The sequence below is a fragment of the Streptomyces sp. NPDC047079 genome (assembly GCF_040643755.1).
Classification (GTDB): domain Bacteria; phylum Actinomycetota; class Actinomycetes; order Streptomycetales; family Streptomycetaceae; genus Streptomyces.
This window is the reverse complement of record NZ_JBEYUZ010000004.1, coordinates 121444-139293: the sequence shown is the minus strand read 5'-3', so window position 1 is coordinate 139293 and position 17850 is coordinate 121444. Positions and strand designations below refer to the sequence as shown.

Below are 17850 nucleotides of genomic sequence, written 5' to 3'. Positions count from 1 at the left end.
GTGGCGGGCCGTATCGTCTGTGGGCATGGATACCAGCACCGACGGCTCCGCCCGGCCGTCCGCCGTGGCCGCCGCGCCTCCGGAGTCGCTGTCGCCCTCGCGCGCCGGCGACTTCATGCAGTGTCCGCTTCTCTACCGCTTCCGGGTGATCGACAAACTGCCCGAGAAGCCGAGCGAGGCCGCGACCCGGGGCACGCTGGTGCATGCGGTGCTCGAGCGGCTGTTCGACGCGCCGGCGGTGGAGCGGACCGCGCCGCGGGCCAAGTCCCTCATCCCGGGGCAGTGGGACCGGCTGCGGGAGACCAGGCCGGAGGTCACGGAGCTGTTCGCGGACGATCCGGACGGTGAGCGGCTGGCGCGCTGGCTGGGCGAGGCGGAGCAGCTGGTCGAGCGCTGGTTCACGCTGGAGGACCCGACCCGCCTGGAGCCCGCGGAGCGGGAGCTGTTCGTGGAGGCGGAGCTGGATTCCGGGCTGAGGCTGCGCGGGATCATCGACCGCGTCGACGTCGCGCCGACGGGCGAGGTGCGGATCGTCGACTACAAGACGGGCAAGGCACCCCGCCCCGAGTATGCCGAGGGCGCGCTGTTCCAGATGAAGTTCTACGCCCTGGTGGTGTGGCGGCTGAAGGGGATGGTCCCCCGGCGGTTGCAGCTCGTCTATCTCGGCAGTGGCGACGTGTTGACGTACGACCCGGTGCTCGCCGATCTGGAGCGTGTCGAGCGCAAGCTCCTCGCCCTGTGGGAGGCGATCCGGCTGGCGACGGAGACGGGCGACTGGCGGCCGCGCCGCACCAAGCTGTGCGGCTGGTGCGACCACCAGACCGTCTGCCCGGAGTTCGGCGGTACTCCCCCGCCGTACCCGCTGCCGGTGCGAGCCGGCGGCGGGGGCTCCGCCGCGCAAGTGCCGTCGCCGGCGGGCCGGGTGCCGGAGGCGGGTGGCGTCGAGCAGGGCAGAATGGGGCCGGACTAGCGAAGGAGACTTACGTGGCCATCCGCGTCCTACTGGTCGACGACCAGCCGTTGCTGCGCACGGGCTTCCGGATGATCCTGGAGGCCGAGCCGGACATCGCGGTCGTCGGCGAGGCCGGAGACGGCCTCCAGGCGCTCGACCAGGTGCGTGCCCTCCAGCCCGATGTGGTGCTGATGGACATCCGCATGCCGCGGATGGACGGGGTGGAGGCGACCCGGCAGATCACCGGGCCCGGCCGGGACGGCCCGGCGAAGGTGCTGGTGCTGACCACCTTCGATCTGGACGAGTACGTGGTGGAGGCGTTGCGCGCCGGTGCAAGCGGCTTCCTCCTCAAGGACGCTCCCGCCGACGAGCTGGTGCAGGCGATCCGCGTGGTCGCGGCGGGTGAGGCGATGCTCGCTCCGAGCATCACGCGCCGCCTCCTCGACAAGTACGCGGGACATCTGCCGTCCGGGGACGAGCCGGTTCCGGACACGCTGCACACCCTGACCGAGCGCGAGGTGGAGGTGCTGAAGCTGGTGGCGCGCGGTCTGTCCAACGCCGAGATCGCCGCGGACCTCTTCGTCAGCGAGACCACGGTCAAGACGCACGTCGGTCATGTGCTGACGAAACTGGGGCTGCGGGACCGGGTACAGGCCGCGGTGTACGCGTACGAGAGCGGGCTGGTGCGCCCGGGCGCGCAGTAGTCGCGGCCATGGCGGCACGGGCCCGCGCTCGTACGGTCCGGCTCAGCCCTTGCTGATCTCCCAGAACCGGAAGACGGTCGAGGCGTCGAGGCAGTATTCGAGGCCGTAGACGTCGTCCCGTGCGACGGCGTACTGCTTGGCCTGCCACACGGGGATGACGGGGACGTCCTTGGCGACGATGTCCTGGAGCCTGCCGTAGGCGTCGTCGGTCGCCGAACGGTCGCTCTCGGCGGCCGTCTTGGGGATGAGGTCGCCGGTGATCGTGTGATTGACGTAGTGGTTGTCCAGGACGTTGCCCGTGCCGAAGAACGGGGCGGTGAAGTTGTCGGGGTCGGGGTAGTCCGGCACCCAGCCCTTGACGTACACGCCGTACTTGCCGGCGGCGATGTCCTTCTCGTACTGACCGAAGGGGACGGACTTGACGGTCGCCTCGAACAACCCGCTGGCGCTGAGTTGTTGGGCGATGATCTTCAGCTCCTCGTCGGTGGCGGGGCCGTAGCGCGACGGGGTCGACCAGAGGGTGAGCCGTACCTTGCCGGTGATGCCTTCGGCGCGCAGCGCGGCCGCCGCCCGGGGCCTTGAGGGACGGGCGCCGTAGGCGTCGAAGAAGGACGTCTGGTGGCCGGTGATACCGGCCGGGATGATCGAGTAGAGCGGGCTCGCGGTGTCGTTGTAGACCTTGCTGACGAGGGCGTCCCGGTCGAGGAGGTAGGCGATGGCCTTGCGGACGGCGAGCCTGCCGGCCACCGGGTCGTCCATGTTGAAGACGAGGTGCTGGACCTCCGCGCTGGAGCCTTCGACGACCTCGATGCCCTTGCCGGTCGATGTGTCGTTGTCGATGTCGGCGATGTCGTCCGCGGCCAGACCGCGGTAGGCGAGGTCGATCCCGCGGTTCAGCAGGGCGTTCTTCAGGGCCGACTGGTCGCCGTGGAAGAACCGCACGGTGACACCGGAGTTGCGCACCTTCGCGCTGCCCCGGTAGGCGGCGTTGACGGACAGGACGGCCTTGTCCTTGTCGAAGGAGTCGAGCGTGTAGGGGCCGGAGCCGACCGCCTTGCCGTCCTTGCGCAGGGCGTCCGCGGGGTAGGCCGTGTGGTCCACGATCGCGCCGGCGCCGGAGGCTATCTTGCTGGGGAAGGTCGCGTCGGCGTACTTGAGCCGGAAGACGACCGTCTTCGCGTCCGGGGCCTCCACCGAGCCGAGCATCGGGAACATGATGGCCGGGCCGGCGGAGTCGTTGATCCTCAGCATGCGGTCGAAGGAGAACTTGACGTCCTTGGAGGTGAGCGGGTCACCGTTGCTGAACTTCAGTCCGTCCTTGAGCGTGCACGAGTAGACCTTGGTCTCCGTGTCGGTGAACGAGCACTGCTGGGCCGCCTCCGGCTCCGGTTCGGTACCCCCCTTGGGAAAGCTCAGCAGGGACTGGAAGACGTTGTTGAACAGCAGCCAGGAGCCCGGGTCGTAGCCGGAGGCCGGGTCCGTGGCCAGGACGTCGTCGGACATCCCCATGGTGACGGAGGAGCCGGTGCCCGAGGAGTCGCCGGTCGGGGAGCCGCATCCGGCGAGCAGGCCGACGGCCAGCCCCGTTGCCACGGTCAGGACCGGCCACTGATTGCGCAGGTTCACGTGTATGTGCCTTGCCTTCGGTTCTTGTGGGCCGGCTCATGGTGGGGCCCGGCCATGCGGGAGCCTCCGGATGGTATCGCGGGCATGCCAACGGCCCCCGGGCCGGGCGGCCCGGGGGTTCGCTGGGACGGGTGGGGTCAGCCGCCCACACCTCGGCCGAGCTCCCACAGCTGGAGCGTGGAGGAGGAGTTCATCGCGTACTCGCTGCCCGTGATGTCGTCCCGGGTGGCGACGTACTGCTTGCCCTGCCACAGCGGCAGGATCGGCACGTCGTCGGCGACGATGTCCTGGATGTCGGTGAGGCTCCTCGACGCGGTGAGACGGTCGGCCTCACGCCGGGACTGCGGGATCAGGTCGTTGCGGATCTGGGAGTTGTCGTACGGCGAGCCGAGGGTGTTGTCCTTGTCGAGGAACGGCGCGAGGTAGTTGTCGGCGTCCGGGAAGTCCGGGAACCAGCCCATGCCGTAGACGTCGTACTGGCCCTTCTTCTCGGCCGGGCGGAACTTGTCCCAGGGGGTGCCCTGGACGCTGACGTCGAACAGCCCGCTGGCGTTGAGCTGCTCCTTGAGCACCTCGAATTCCTTGGCGGTGGCCGAACCGTAGTGGTCGGTCGTGTAGTGCAGCGTCAGCTTCACCGGGGTGGTGATGTTCGCCTTGTTCAGCACCGTGCGGGCCTTGGCCACACTCGGGTCGCTGTACTTGTTGAAGAACGCGTTGGTGTGGCCGGTGATGGTGGCCGGGACCAGCGAGTACAGGGCCTGGGCCTGGGTGCCGTACACCTTGGAGACGAGGGCGCTGCGGTCGATGACCTGGGCCATGGCCTGGCGGACGGCCTTGGACTTGACCGTGGTGGCGTCGGTGTTGAAGCCCAGGTAGCGGATTTCGAGGCCCGGCATCTCCACGAGGTTGATGTTGCCGGTGGCGTCGTTCTGGAGCTTGCGGATCTGCTCCGGGGACATCGTGCGGGTCATGACGTCGATGTCGCCCTTGTCGAGGGCGGTGCCCATGCTGTCGGCGTCCTTGAAGGACTCCAGAACCACCTTGTCGTTCTTGGGCTTCAGCAGGCCCTTGTACGTGGGGTTCTTGGTGAACGTGGCCTTGACCAGCTGGTTGTTCTGGACCTCGGCCTGCATGGTGTACGGGCCGGAGCCGTCGATCTGGAAGCCGTCGCGGAGCTTGCCCTTCTCGTAGTTCTTGGGACTGACGATGCCGGCGACCGGCGTCGACAGCTTGAACGGGAAGGTGGCGTCCGCGGTCTTCAGATGGAAGATGACTTCGTTTTCGCCCTGCGTCTCGACGGTGTCGATGGTGGACAGCAGCGCGAAGACACCGCTGTCGGCCTCGAGCGAGAGGGCCCGGTCGATGGAGAACTTGACGTCGGCCGCGGTCACCTTGTCCCCGTTGGCGAACTTCAGGCCGCTGCGCAGCTTGCAGGCGTAGCGCTCGTTGCCGGTGTCGGTGAAGCCGCAGCTCTCGGCGGCCTCGGGCTCGGGCTCGCCGTCGCCGCGGGGCTGGACCATCAGGGTCTGCACGGTCTGACGGAGGATGTTCCAGCTGCCGACGTCGTACGCGTACGCCGGGTCGACGGGCGCGGGCGCGTCACTGGAGGCGGTGAACCCGTCGGTGGTCCCGACGACGATGGCGTCACCGCTCTTGCCCCCGCTGTCGGACCCGCCGCAGGCAGCGAGGACGGGGGCGAGCAGGCCGACGACGGCCGGCAGCACCAAAGTCTTGCGGTTCATGCTCGAGTTTCTCCAGGCTGTTGGATCCGTGTACCCGTCAAGAATGGGTGGTGCGAGGGATCACGGGATGTGGCGATGTTCTCGCGATGAGATTAGTCCGCGCCCGCACGAGGGCTCACCGCCAGCGGAGTTGAGTTCCCATCACGCTGTGAAACCGCTTGCGGACGCACCGAAAAACCGCTCAGGGAAGGATTCGTGCAGCGTTCCACCAATCGGGACACAAGGTCGCGCCTGAACCCCCCGACCGGGGGGGCTCAGCACACTCCGCCCGCACTGTCGACCCCCTTATGCGTGGCGAACGTCACAGCCGCAAGTCCCGTTGCGTACACCGGAATTCCACGGGGCAGCGAGTATTAATTCATTCGCCGGGACAGCCGACGGTATTTCATCCATTCGGGATGCACGCTGGGTGAACGCTCAGCGCATTTCCGTCATCAAACGCCGGAGAAATGGCAGGTCGACCTCTTCGAGAGAGGTCACTACGGTCCGGCCGGCGGCGGGGGCGATGGGCGCGACCGACGGCACGGCGACCACCCGGCAGCCGGCTGCCTCGGCGGCGGCGACACCGGTGGCGGTGTCCTCGATGACCGCGCACCGGGCGGGGTCCGCGTCGAGGCCGGAGGCCGCCAGCAGGTACGGGTCCGGGAACGGCTTGGTGCGCGGCACCTCGTCCCCGGCGACGGTGAGGGTGAAGTACTGGGGGCCGATCGAGGCCAGGACCCGGTCGATGATGCGCCGGTGCGAAGCGGAGACCAGGGCGGTGGGGATCTCGTGCGCCGCCAGTTCGGCCAGCAGCCGGGCGGCGCCGGGCATCAGGGGCAGTCTGCGGTCGATACGGTTCTCGAACCCGTCGTTGAGCAGCACGCTGAGCTCGTCGAGGGTGATGTCGGCGCCGGTGGCCTCGATCAGGAAGCCCGCGCTGCGTGTCATGGGACCTCCGACCACGACATGGCGCCAGGAATCGTCGAGGGCGTGGCCGAGGGAGGCGAAGACCTCCACCTCGACGTCCCACCAGAATCCCTCGGTGTCCACCAGGGTGCCATCCATGTCGAGAAGCACGGCCTGGAGGGCTGAGCCTTCGGCCGTACGGGTTCCGAGCGCGGGGACCGTTGTGGTCATCCGGCGTACCTCCTTCAAGGGACGACCAGGCCGGTTCCCGGACGGGGAACCGGCCTGCGGTGGACCGACCAGTGTACGACGCCCGCGGGGAAAACGCGTGGCAGGGCCGGGCCGCCGCGCCCACGCGGGCGCCGGTGGTCTGGAACGCCGCAGCCCCGCACCCTGCCGCTCGGGGGCGGCGGGGCGCGGGGCTGTACGGCGGGACCGGTCCCGCGGGGCGGGCGCTCGCGGGGTCGGTCCGGCCCGAGGGTGCTATCGGGCGTTGAAGTACTTGGCCTCCGGGTGGTGGATCACGATCGCGTCCGTGGACTGCTCCGGGTGCAGCTGGAACTCCTCGGAGAGGTGGACGCCGATCCGCTCCGGCTCGAGGAGCTGGGCGATCTTGGCGCGGTCCTCCAGGTCGGGGCAGGCACCGTAACCGAGCGAGAAGCGGGCGCCGCGGTACTTGAGGGCGAACATGTCTTCGATGTCGGCCGGGTCCTCGCCGGCGAAGCCGAGTTCGGCGCGCACCCGCGCGTGCCAGTACTCCGCGAGCGCCTCCGCCAACTGCACGGACAGGCCGTGCAGTTCCAGGTAGTCGCGGTAGGAGTTCGACTCGAACAGGCGCCCGGTCTCCTCGCCGATCCGGGAGCCGACGGTGACGACCTGGAAGCCCACCACGTCCTGTTCGCCGGACTCCTCGGGGCGGAAGAAGTCGGCCAGGCACAGCCGGCGGCCGCGGCGCTGGCGCGGGAAGGTGAACCGGGTGCGCTCGTTGCCCGCCTCGTCGAGGACGATCAGGTCGTCGTCCTTGGACACGCACGGGAAGTAGCCGTAGACGACGGCGGCTTCCAGCAGGTTCTCCGTCTGGAGCCGGTCGAGCAGTCCGCGCAGCCGGGGCCGGCCCTCGGTCTCGACGAGTTCGTCGTACGTCGGTCCCTCACCGGTGCGGGCCTGCTTCAGGCCCCACTGGCCCTTGAAGAGCGCGCCCTCGTCCAGCCAGGACGCGTACTCCTTGAGCGGGATGCCCTTGACGATCCGGGTGCCCCAGAACGGCGGGGCGGGCACGGGGTTGTCGGTGGCGACGTCGGAGCGGACATGCCCCTCCTCGGGCCGCTCCTCGATCTCCGCGGTGGCGGCCCGCACCCGGCGCTGCCTCAGCTCGGGCAGCCTGGCACCGGGCACGCCCCGCTTGACCCCGATGAGCGCGTCCATCAGGCGCAGGCCCTCGAAGGCGTCGCGGGCGTAGCGGACCTCACCCTCGTACAGCTCGTGAAGGTCCTGTTCCACATAGGCTCGGGTGAGTGCCGCACCGCCGAGGATGACCGGGTAGGCGGCGGCCAGTCCCCGCTGGTTGAGCTCCTCCAGGTTCTCCTTCATGATCACCGTGGACTTGACCAGCAGCCCGGACATGCCGATGACGTCGGCCCGGTGCTCCTCGGCGGCCTCCAGGATCGCCGAAACCGGCTGCTTGATACCGAGGTTGACGACGTTGTAGCCGTTGTTGGACAGGATGATGTCGACGAGGTTCTTGCCGATGTCGTGGACGTCGCCGCGCACGGTCGCCAGCACGATCGTGCCCTTGCCCTCGGCGTCCGACTTCTCCATGTGCGGTTCGAGGTAGGCGACGGCGGACTTCATGACCTCGGCGGACTGGAGCACGAACGGCAGCTGCATCTGGCCGGAGCCGAAGAGCTCACCGACGACCTTCATCCCGTCCAGGAGCGTCTCGTTGACGATGTCGAGGGCCGTGCGGGTGGTGAGGGCCTCGTCGAGGTCGGCTTCCAGGCCGTTCTTCTCGCCGTCGATGATGCGCCGCTTGAGGCGTTCCTCCAGCGGCAGCGCGGCCAGTTCCTCGACCTTGCCAGCCTTCAGGGACTTGGCGGTGGCGCCCTCGAACAGCGCCATCAGCTTCTGCAGCGGGTCGTAGTCCTCGGTGCGGCGGTCGTAGATCAGGTCCAGGGCCGTGGTGACCTGCTCCTCGTCGAAGCGCGCGATCGGCAGGATCTTCGAGGCGTGCACGATGGCCGAGTCCAGGCCCGCCTTGACGCACTCGTGCAGGAAGACCGAGTTGAGCAGGATGCGGGCGGCCGGGTTGAGGCCGAAGGAGATGTTCGACAGACCCAGCGTGGTCTGCACGTCGGGGTGGCGCCTCTTCAGCTCACGGATCGCCTCGATGGTGGCGATGCCGTCCTTACGGGACTCCTCCTGACCGGTACAGATGGTGAAGGTCAGGGTGTCGATGAGGATGTCCTCCTCCCGGATGCCCCAGTTGCCGCTCAGGTCGGCGATCAGCCGCTCGGCGATCTCGACCTTCTTCTGAGGGGTGCGGGCCTGGCCCTCCTCGTCGATGGTCAACGCGATGAGGGCGGCGCCGTGCTCCTTGGCGAGCCGGGTGACCTTCGCGAAGCGGGACTCGGGGCCGTCGCCGTCCTCGTAGTTGACCGAGTTGATGACGGCCCGGCCGCCGAGCTTCTCCAGGCCCGCCCGGATGACGTCGACCTCGGTGGAGTCCAGCACGATCGGCAGGGTGGAGGCGGTGGCGAAACGGCCGGCCAGCTCCTCCATGTCGGCGACACCGTCCCGGCCCACGTAGTCCACGCACAGGTCGAGCATGTGGGCGCCCTCGCGGATCTGCTCCCGGGCCATCTCCACACAGTCGTCCCAGCGGCCCTGAAGCATGGCCTCACGGAACTTCCTGGAGCCGTTGGCGTTGGTGCGCTCCCCGATGGCCAGATAGGAGGTGTCCTGACGGAACGGCACCGACTGGTACAGGGACGCGGCGCCCGGCTCGGGACGCGGGCTGCGCTCGACGGGGGCGAGCCCGCGGACCCGCTCGACAACCTGGCGCAGATGCTCCGGCGTCGTACCGCAGCAGCCGCCGACCAGGGAGAGTCCGTAATCGCGGACGAAGTTCTCCTGGGCGTCGGCCAGGCCCTCGGGGCCGAGCGGGAAGTGCGCGCCGTCCTTGGTGAGCACCGGCAGACCGGCGTTCGGCATGCACAGCAGCGGGATGCGTGAGTGCCGCGTGAGATAGCGCAGGTGCTCGCTCATCTCCGCGGGGCCGGTGGAGCAGTTCAGACCGATCATGTCGATACCGAGGGGTTCCAGCGCGGTCAGCGCCGCACCGATCTCGGAACCGAGCAACATCGTCCCGGTGGTCTCGAAGGCCATCGAACACAACAGCGGCACCTCGATGCCGGTGGCCTCCATGGCACGTCGGGCACCCAGCACCGACGCCTTGGTCTGAAGCAGATCCTGCGTGGTCTCGACGATCAGCGCGTCGGCACCGCCGGCGAGCAGGCCCTCCGCATTGGCCTGGAAACCGTCGCGGATCGTGGTGTAGGGGACGTGGCCGAGAGTGGGCAGTTTGGTGCCGGGACCGATAGAGCCCAGCACCCACCGCTGCCGGCCGTCGTCCGCGGTGAACGTGTCGGCGACCTCGCGGGCGATCCCGGCACCCGCCTCGGACAGCTCGTACACGCGGTCTGCGATCTCGTACTCGGCCATGGCCGCGTGGTTGGCCCCGAAGGTGTTGGTCTCGACGCAGTCGACGCCCACCGCGAAGTACGCCTCGTGGACGGAGCGGACGATGTCGGCGCGGGTGAGGTTGAGGATCTCGTTGCAGCCTTCGAGGCCCTCGAAGTCCTCCAGGGTCGGGTCCTGGGCCTGAAGCATCGTGCCCATCGCCCCGTCGGCCACCACGACTCGGGTGGCAAGGGCTTCCCGGAGGGCTTCGGTTCGGGTCCGGCGGTCGGCGGAGGCGGACGAAAGGGACGGATTCGGCAACGAGGCCATGGAAGATGCTCCCTGGAGTGCGACGGCTGTCGGCTTTGCGCTTCCCATGGAAGGCGCACGCGGCAAGGGTAGCCCCCGGCGGGCCGTACGGTCAGAGGCGTCCACGGGGCGGACGGGCGTGCTCCGTGTGACCCCCGTGGGGACTCCCGTGGAACGGATGGCGACCACCCATTGGCGAGAGGTCGGTAACGACCGGTAGTGTTCGGCATTGCCGAACGGTGGTATACGACGGTCGGCGACGGTCCAAGGACGGAGGCAGGACGGCGATGGCACGGAACATCCAGTCGCTCGAACGGGCGGCCGCGATGCTGCGGCTGCTGGGGGGCGGCGAGCGACGGCTCGGCCTGTCGGACATCGCCTCGTCACTGGGCCTCGCCAAGGGCACGGCCCACGGCATACTCCGCACATTGCAGCAGGAGGGTTTCGTCGAGCAGGACGCGGCCTCTGGCCGCTATCAGCTGGGGGCCGAGCTGCTGCGCCTCGGGACCACCTATCTCGATGTGCACGAGTTGCGGGCGCGCGCCCTTGTGTGGACGGACGACCTGGCCCGGGCCAGCGGGGAGAGCGTCTATCTGGGGGTGCTGCACCAGCAGGGTGTGCTCATCGTGCACCACGTCTTCCGTCCCGACGACAGCCGGCAGGTCCTGGAGATCGGGGCCATGCAGCCCCTGCACTCCACGGCCCTCGGCAAGGTGCTGTCGGCGTACGACCCGGTGGCGCACAGCGAGGTGCTGGACAACGACCGGAAGGCGTTCACCGACCGCACGGTGTGCGAGCTGGACGACTTCGAGCACCTGTTGGACCTGACCCGGGCCCGGGGGTACGCGGCCGACGTCGAGGAGACATGGACCGGGGTGGCCTCGGTGGCGGCGCCCATCCACGACCGGCGGCGGATGCCGGTGGGCGCGGTGGGGATCACCGGCGCCGTGGAACGGGTGTGCCAGGGCGGCGAGCTGCGTCCCGAGCTGATCGCGGCAGTCCGCGACTGTGCCCGCGCGGTGTCGCGGGACCTGGGCGCCGGGCGGTTCTGAGTCCTCGGCCGCCTCCCTCTGACCGAGGATCCCGAGGCCAGTCCAGGACGTACCGGCCCTTTCGCGCGCCCGGGGGACGCGCGCCCCACTCCAGCGACGGGTGACGCATGGCCGTCAAGCGTGCGACGACCCCTCCCGGCATCGCTTCGCCACTCGCCGCGACCGCGACACGCACCTGGTCGCACGCTAGGCGCACCTCTCCCAAGATCGATAACTCACCGCGATCAATAACGATCGTGCATTCGATAACAGGACCCTTGACGTGCGGCGAACCGGAAGCGAGACTCCCGTCCATCGGTCGGCATTGTCGAACAACTACCGGCAATAAGCGTTAGAGTGTGACAACGCCACGGGCCGACATCGCTCTCACCCCTGAGGGCGCGGACCACCGGAGGGACCCGGGGTTCGCCTTCCCCCCTGGACGAAGGACAAAGGAGTCGCGGGTGTCCAGCTCCGACATCTTCATCGGCGAGACCATCGGTACCGCCATACTCATCCTGCTCGGAGGCGGCGTGGTCGCCGCCGTCTCGCTGAAGGCCTCCAAGGCCCGCAACGCCGGCTGGCTTGCCATCACCTTCGGGTGGGGCTTCGCCGTTCTGACGGCGGTCTACACCTCGGCGCCCCTCTCCGGCGCCCACCTCAACCCGGCCGTGACGCTCGCGCTCGCCATCAAGGACGGCGACTGGAGCAACGTCCCGGTCTACTGGGCCGGCCAGTTGCTCGGCGCGATGATCGGCGCCGCCCTGGTCTGGGTCGCCTACTACGGCCAGTTCCACGCCCACCTCACCGACAGAGAGATCGTCGGCGGTCCGGGGGCGCAGGACACCAAGGCCGTGGAGGCGCAGGAAGCCCAGGCCGGCCCCGTGCTCGGCGTCTTCTCCACCGGTCCCGAGATCCGGAACGCGGTGATGAACCTCGCCACGGAGATCATCGGCACGGTCGTGCTGGTGCTCGCGGTCCTCACCCAGGGCCTCAACGACAAGGGCAACGGCCTCGGCACCCTGGGCGCCCTGATCACCGCGCTGGTGGTGGTCTCGATCGGTCTCTCCCTGGGCGGCCCCACCGGCTACGCGATCAACCCGGCCCGTGACCTCGGTCCGCGCATCGTGCACGCCTTGCTCCCTCTGCCCAACAAGGGCGGCTCCGACTGGGGCTACGCCTGGATCCCGGTCGTCGGTCCACTGATCGGCGGCGCGATCGCAGCAGGCATATACAACGTCGCCTTCGCCTGAGAAGACTGAGCCTCTCCGGACATCTCGCCTTTCCGGACATCTCGCCTCGCCTCTCAGCACCGCGCCGTAAAGACCGCCCCTCATATCCGTGGAATCCCAGGAGCACACCGTGACCGACGCACACACCGCCGGCCCGTTCATCGCCGCAATCGACCAGGGCACGACCTCTTCGCGCTGCATCGTCTTCGACCGGGACGGCCGCATCGTCTCCGTCGACCAGAAGGAGCACGACCAGATCTTCCCGAAGCCGGGCTGGGTCGAGCACAACGCCACCGAGATCTGGACCAACGTCCAGGACGTCGTCGCCGGAGCCATCGAGAAGGCCGGCATCACCCGTGACGACATCAAGGCCATCGGCATCACCAACCAGCGCGAGACCACCGTGCTGTGGGACAAGAACACGGGCGAGCCCGTCCACAACGCGATCGTCTGGCAGGACACCCGCACCGACGCGCTCTGCAAGGAGCTCGGCCGCAACGTCGGCCAGGACCGCTTCCGCCGCCAGACCGGCCTTCCGCTCGCCTCGTACTTCGCCGGCCCCAAGGCCCGCTGGCTGCTCGACAACGTCGAGGGGCTGCGCGAGCGCGCCGAGGCCGGGGACATCCTCTTCGGCACCATGGACACCTGGGTCATCTGGAACCTGACCGGCGGTGTCAACGGCGGGCGCCACGTCACCGACGTCACCAACGCCTCCCGCACCCTGCTGATGAACCTGCACACCATGCAGTGGGACGAGAAGATCGCCGACTCGATCGGCGTCCCGCTCGCGATGCTGCCGGAGATCCGCTCCTCCGCCGAGGTCTACGGCGAGATCACCGGCGGGCGCCTCGGCGAGCTGCTCGGCGGCATCCCCGTGGCCTCCGCGCTCGGCGACCAGCAGGCGGCCCTGTTCGGCCAGACCTGCTTCTCCGAGGGCGAGACCAAGTCCACCTACGGCACCGGCACCTTCATGGTGATGAACACCGGTGACAAGATCATCAACTCCTACTCGGGCCTGCTGACGACCGTCGGATACCAGATCGGCGAGCAGAAGCCGGTCTACGCCCTGGAGGGCTCGATCGCCGTCACCGGCTCCCTGGTGCAGTGGATGCGCGACCAGATGGGCCTGATCTCCACCGCCGCCGAGATCGAGACCCTCGCGCTGACGGTCGAGGACAACGGCGGCGCCTACTTCGTACCGGCCTTCTCCGGTCTGTTCGCCCCGTACTGGCGCTCCGACGCCCGCGGTGTGATCGCCGGCCTGACCCGGTACGTCACCAAGGCGCACCTGGCGCGCGCGGTCCTGGAGGCCACCGCCTGGCAGACCCGCGAGATCGCCGACGCCATGACCAAGGACTCGGGCGTCGAGCTGTCGACCCTGAAGGTCGACGGCGGCATGACCTCCAACAACCTGCTGATGCAGACGCTCTCGGACGTCCTGGACGCGCCGGTGGTGCGCCCGATGGTCGCCGAGACCACCTGCCTCGGCGCCGCCTACGCCGCCGGTCTCGCCGTCGGCTTCTGGACCAACACCGACGACCTGCGCGCCAACTGGCGCCGGGCCGCCGAGTGGACGCCCCACATGGACGCGGAGACCCGCGACCGTGAGTACAAGAACTGGCTCAAGGCCGTCGAGCGGACCATGGGCTGGATCGAACACGAGGAGTAATTCGCGATGACCACCCTGCAGAGTGTCCCGGCTCTGGGCACCCACCCGGCCTACGGCTCCAACCCGAGCCGCGCCGAGACCCGGGAGCAGCTGTCCAAGGCGACCTACGACCTCCTGGTGATCGGCGGCGGAATCCTGGGCATCTCCACGGCCTGGCATGCCGCACAGTCGGGCCTGCGGGTGGCACTGGTGGACGCCGGCGACTTCGCCGGCGCCACCTCCTCGGCCTCCTCCAAGCTGCTCCACGGCGGACTGCGCTACCTGCAGACCGGTGCGGTGAAGCTCGTGGCGGAGAACCACTTCGAGCGCCGTGCGGTCTCCCGTCAGGTGGCCCCTCACCTGGCGAACCCGCTCACGTTCTACCTGCCCGTGTACAAGGGCGGGCCGCACGGCGCGGCGAAGCTCGGGGCGGGCGTCTTCGCCTACTCCGCGCTGTCGGCCTTCGGTGACGGCGTGGGCCACCTGCTGTCGCCGGCCAAGGCGCACCAGGACGTTCCGGAGCTTCGCACCGAGAACCTCAAGGCCGTGGCCGTGTACGGCGACGACCAGATGAACGACGCGCGCATGGCGATGATGACGGTCCGCGCGGCCGTCGAGGCGGGCGCCGTCGTGCTGAACCACGCGGAGGTCACCGGCCTGCGCTTCACCCGGGGCCGGGTCACCGGTGCCGAGCTGAGGGACCGGCTCTCCGGGGACGATTTCGGTGTCGACGCGCGCCTGGTGCTGAACGCGACGGGCCCGTGGGTCGACCACCTGCGCCGTATGGAGGACCCGAAGGCGGCGCCCTCCATACGCCTGTCCAAGGGTGTGCACCTGGTCCTCAAGCGCACCTCCCCCTGGAAGGCGGCGCTCGCGACGCCGATCGACAAGTACCGCATCACCTTCGCCCTCCCGTGGGAGGACATGCTGCTGCTCGGCACCACGGACGAGGAGTACGAGGGCGATCCGGCCGAGGTCGGGGTGAACGAGAAGGACATCGCCCAGATCCTCGACGAGGCCGCCTTCTCGGTCCGCGACCAGCAGCTGCGGCGTGAGCTGATCACCTATTCCTTCGCCGGTCTGCGGGTACTGCCCGGCGGCCCCGGCGACACCGCCAAGGCCAAGCGAGAGACCGTCGTCACGGAGGGCAAGGGCGGCATGCTGTCCGTCGCGGGCGGCAAGTGGACCACCTTCCGGCACATCGGCCGTACGGTCATGCAGAAGCTGGAGTCCCTGCCGGGCCGTCCGCTCGGCGACGACTTCGAGCCGATCTCGACGCTGCCGAAGAAGCTGCCCCTGCCGGGCATCGCCAACCCGCGGGCGGTCGCCCACCGGCTGGTCGTCGACGGTCCCGCGCCCGGCCCCCGGATGGCGCCGGACACCGCCAAGCACCTGGCGACCCACTACGGCTCGCTGGCCTTCGACATCGCGCGGCTCGCCAACGACAACCCGGAGCTGGGCGAGCGCGTCCACCCGGACGCGCCGGAGATCTGGGCGCAGGTCGTCTACGCCCGGGACCACGAGTGGGCCGAGACGGCGGACGACGTGCTGCGCCGCCGCACCACCCTGACGATCCGCGGCCTGGCCACGGACGAGGTGCGCGGCAAGGTGCAGGACCTCCTCGACAAGAAGTAGGTCCGCCACGACAAGGGGCGGCTTCCCGCACGGAGCCGCCCCTTTGGTGTGCGCCGCCGCACCTGCGATCGAGATGGAACGGTCCGCGCTGGTGGTGACCGCGTCGCTGCGCGGGCTCGTGGCGGGCGGCGTGCTCGTGGTGGACGGGTTCGACGCCGAGGAACTGGTCGACGAGGACGCGTCGTTCCCCACGGGCGGCTACGACCCGCACCGCGCGGCGGTGGCCCGGGGTGTGGAGTGCGGCGCGGTCGTCTCCCTGGAGGTGCTGCGGCTGCCTGGCCGGGGAGCCCACGGCATGAGTGAGCGCGTCGGTCCGCCGGTGCACGGCGGCGTCCCTGCTCGCGCACCCCGCCGACCTGGCCGGCCCCGGGACCCTGCGGCGGCCTCCACGGCCGCATACGTGTCCCCGGCGCGACGCGGTCCCTGCTCGTGGGCGCACTGTCTCCCGCTGCGGCATCGCTCCCTCCCCCGTTCAGCCCACTGGCCCCCCATAATGAGCCGATACATCGGATGTCTCAGCGACAGGGGCCCGTCATGGCAGTCACCGATGAGGCGATCGAGAAAATCAAGGGAATGATCGTCTCCGGCGCACTGCGCCCCGGCGACCGCCTGCCCAAGGAGAGCGAGCTGGCCGCCGAACTCGGACTGTCCCGCAACTCCCTGCGGGAGGCCGTGCGGGCCCTGTCGCTGATCCGCATCCTGGACGTGCGGCAGGGCGACGGCACGTATGTGACGAGTCTCGACCCCCAGCTGCTGCTGGAGGCGCTGAGCTTCGTGGTGGACTTCCACCGCCACGACACCGTGCTGGAGTTCCTCGCGGTGCGCCGCATCCTGGAGCCGGCCGCGACGGCCATGGCGGCCTCCCTGATCAGTGAGCAGCAACTGGACGCGCTCACCGCCCAGTTGGACAAGCTGGGCCCCGAGCCGTCTGTGGAGGAACTGGTCGCCTGCGACCTGGAGTTCCACCGGGGCATCGTGCAGAGCTCCGGCAACTCGGTGCTGTGTTCGCTGCTCGACGGGCTGTCCGGGCCCACCACGCGGGCCCGGATCTGGCGCGGCCTCACCCAGGAGGACGCGGTCAGCCGGACGCTGCACGAACACCGGGCGATCCTGGGCGCCCTGAGCGACCGGGACGCGGAGGCGGCCCGCTCCTGGGCGACCGTGCATATCGCGTCCGTCGAGCAGTGGCTGCGCTCGACGCTGTGATCCCTCCGGGTGCGGATCAGCCAGGGGCGACTCGGCCGGGATGACGATCATGGGTGTCCGAGGGCTCCTTACGGGGCAGTCATCCGTTCACTCCCCCGTGCAAGGGGGCTGCGGCCGTCCCTGCCGCACGCCGTAAGGTTGGGACGTACGCGAGGGCACGTCGGAAGGAGGCGCTGGGTGATCGAGCTCGAGGGGGTTCCCGAGCTGATCGACCCGGTCATGGTGGCCGCGTTCGAGGGCTGGAACGATGCCGGCGACGCCGCTTCCACCGCGGTCGCGCATCTGGACAGGGAGTGGAAGGGCGAGGTGTTCGCGGCGCTGGACGCCGAGGACTACTACGACTTCCAGGTGAACCGCCCCACCGTGTTCATGGAGTCCGGGGTTCGCAAGATCACCTGGCCCACGACCCGTCTGTCGGTGGTCCGCGTCGGCGGCGAGAAACCCCGCGACCTGGTCCTGGTCCGCGGCATCGAGCCGTCGATGCGCTGGCGCTCGTTCTGCAACGAGCTGTTGGGCTTCGCCCACGAACTGGGCGTGGAGCTGGTGGTCATCCTGGGCGCCCTGCTCGGCGACACCCCGCACACGCGTCCGGTCCCCATCAGCGGCACCACGTCCGACTCGGACCTGGCCCGCCGGATGGACCTGGAGGAGACCAAGTACGAGGGCCCCACGGGCATCGTGGGTGTCCTCCAGGAGGCGTGCGCGCACGCGGGCGTCCCGGCCGTCTCGCTGTGGGCGGCGGTCCCGCACTACGTCTCCCAGCCGCCGAACCCGAAGGCCACGCTGGCCCTGCTCAACCGTCTGGAGGACCTGCTCGACCTGCGCATCCCGCTGGGCGAGCTGCCGGAGGACGCGCGAGCCTGGCAGCTCGGCGTGGACCAGCTGGCGGCGGAGGACAGCGAGGTCGCCGAGTACGTCCAGACGCTGGAGGAGGCCCGGGACACCGCCGAGTTGCCGGAGGCCTCGGGCGAGGCGATCGCCCGGGAGTTCGAGCGGTATCTGCGCCGACGGGACGTCAGCCCGCCCGGCGGGCACGCCACGGCGGAGGGCGGCGACGGCTCCTACCGGCGGGACACCCCCGGCGGCCGTCCCCGCCCGCCGAAGCCGCCGCGGACGGGCGGCGGCGAGGACGAGGACTCCACGGAGGACTGACGGGCGGTCGCCGGGCAGGCGTGGTGGCGGTTGAGTCCGTCGGCCTG

General features: G+C 69.6%; 12 protein-coding genes and 1 pseudogene. 9 read left to right on the top strand and 4 right to left on the bottom strand.

Translation table 11 applies throughout. From position 1 onward, the window contains the following. Positions 1–25: 25 nt before the first annotated feature. The gene (locus ABZ823_RS07655) at positions 26–970 is read left to right on the top strand and encodes a RecB family exonuclease (protein WP_361655109.1); all 945 of its coding nucleotides are present in this window, start codon (positions 26–28) and stop codon (positions 968–970) included. Positions 971–984: 14 nt separating this feature from the next. Then, positions 985–1656 carry a response regulator transcription factor gene (locus tag ABZ823_RS07650; protein ID WP_234518887.1) on the top strand — a complete coding sequence of 224 codons (672 nt, stop codon included), beginning with the start codon at positions 985–987 and terminating at the stop codon, positions 1654–1656. Positions 1657–1698: 42 nt separating this feature from the next. On the opposite strand, the gene ABZ823_RS07645 is transcribed toward ABZ823_RS07650, so the two are convergent. The 4 genes from ABZ823_RS07645 to metH form a co-directional block, all read right to left on the bottom strand. Beyond that, on the bottom strand, positions 1699–3282 hold the full coding sequence (locus ABZ823_RS07645) for an ABC transporter substrate-binding protein (protein ID WP_361655106.1): 1584 nt from the start codon (positions 3280–3282) through the stop codon (positions 1699–1701). Between the two features lie 137 nt (positions 3283–3419). After that, positions 3420–5024: an ABC transporter substrate-binding protein gene (locus tag ABZ823_RS07640; protein WP_361655103.1), complete on the bottom strand. Its 1605-nt coding sequence runs from the start codon at positions 5022–5024 to the stop codon at positions 3420–3422. Between the two features lie 417 nt (positions 5025–5441). Further along, the gene (locus ABZ823_RS07635; RefSeq protein ID WP_361655101.1) at positions 5442–6143 is read right to left on the bottom strand and encodes an HAD family phosphatase; all 702 of its coding nucleotides are present in this window, start codon (positions 6141–6143) and stop codon (positions 5442–5444) included. Positions 6144–6395: 252 nt separating this feature from the next. Then, entirely contained in the window at positions 6396–9920 is a 3525-nt protein-coding gene (gene metH / locus ABZ823_RS07630; protein WP_361655098.1) for a methionine synthase, read from the bottom strand. Positions 9921–10186: 266 nt separating this feature from the next. On the opposite strand from metH, the gene ABZ823_RS07625 reads away from it, so the two are divergent. The 7 genes and pseudogenes from ABZ823_RS07625 to ABZ823_RS07595 all read left to right on the top strand — a co-directional run bounded on the left by ABZ823_RS07625 (position 10187) and on the right by ABZ823_RS07595 (position 17803). Next, positions 10187–10951 carry an IclR family transcriptional regulator gene (locus ABZ823_RS07625; RefSeq protein WP_361655096.1) on the top strand — a complete coding sequence of 255 codons (765 nt, stop codon included), beginning with the start codon at positions 10187–10189 and terminating at the stop codon, positions 10949–10951. A 443-nt stretch (positions 10952–11394) separates the two neighbouring features. Next, entirely contained in the window at positions 11395–12183 is a 789-nt protein-coding gene (locus ABZ823_RS07620; protein ID WP_361655093.1) for an MIP/aquaporin family protein, read from the top strand. Positions 12184–12292: 109 nt separating this feature from the next. Then, positions 12293–13831, top strand: a complete 1539-nt coding sequence (gene glpK, locus ABZ823_RS07615; protein WP_361655091.1) for a glycerol kinase GlpK — start codon at positions 12293–12295, stop codon at positions 13829–13831. A 6-nt stretch (positions 13832–13837) separates the two neighbouring features. Continuing rightward, positions 13838–15445, top strand: coding sequence for a glycerol-3-phosphate dehydrogenase/oxidase (locus tag ABZ823_RS07610; protein WP_361655088.1), 1608 nt, complete (start codon positions 13838–13840; stop codon positions 15443–15445). Between the two features lie 64 nt (positions 15446–15509). After that, positions 15510–15719: pseudogene (locus ABZ823_RS07605) on the top strand (purine-nucleoside phosphorylase); the annotation flags it as partial. Positions 15720–15979: 260 nt separating this feature from the next. Then, a complete protein-coding gene (locus tag ABZ823_RS07600) occupies positions 15980–16651 on the top strand; it encodes a FadR/GntR family transcriptional regulator (RefSeq protein ID WP_361655085.1) in 672 nt (223 codons plus the stop codon). A gap of 177 nt (positions 16652–16828) precedes the next feature. Continuing rightward, positions 16829–17803 carry a PAC2 family protein gene (locus ABZ823_RS07595; protein ID WP_361655083.1) on the top strand — a complete coding sequence of 325 codons (975 nt, stop codon included), beginning with the start codon at positions 16829–16831 and terminating at the stop codon, positions 17801–17803. Positions 17804–17850: the final 47 nt, after the last annotated feature.

What these genes read in the sequence shown, in the direction of transcription:
- ABZ823_RS07655 (WP_361655109.1), top strand. Translation starts at nt 26, where the DNA reads ATGGATACCAGCACCGACGGCTCCGCCCGGCCGTCCGCCGTGGCCGCC.
- ABZ823_RS07640 (WP_361655103.1), bottom strand. Translation starts at nt 5,024, where the DNA reads ATGAACCGCAAGACTTTGGTGCTGCCGGCCGTCGTCGGCCTGCTCGCC.
- ABZ823_RS07635 (WP_361655101.1), bottom strand. Translation starts at nt 6,143, where the DNA reads ATGACCACAACGGTCCCCGCGCTCGGAACCCGTACGGCCGAAGGCTCA.
- metH (WP_361655098.1), bottom strand. Translation starts at nt 9,920, where the DNA reads ATGGCCTCGTTGCCGAATCCGTCCCTTTCGTCCGCCTCCGCCGACCGC.
- ABZ823_RS07625 (WP_361655096.1), top strand. Translation starts at nt 10,187, where the DNA reads ATGGCACGGAACATCCAGTCGCTCGAACGGGCGGCCGCGATGCTGCGG.
- ABZ823_RS07610 (WP_361655088.1), top strand. Translation starts at nt 13,838, where the DNA reads ATGACCACCCTGCAGAGTGTCCCGGCTCTGGGCACCCACCCGGCCTAC.
- ABZ823_RS07600 (WP_361655085.1), top strand. Translation starts at nt 15,980, where the DNA reads ATGGCAGTCACCGATGAGGCGATCGAGAAAATCAAGGGAATGATCGTC.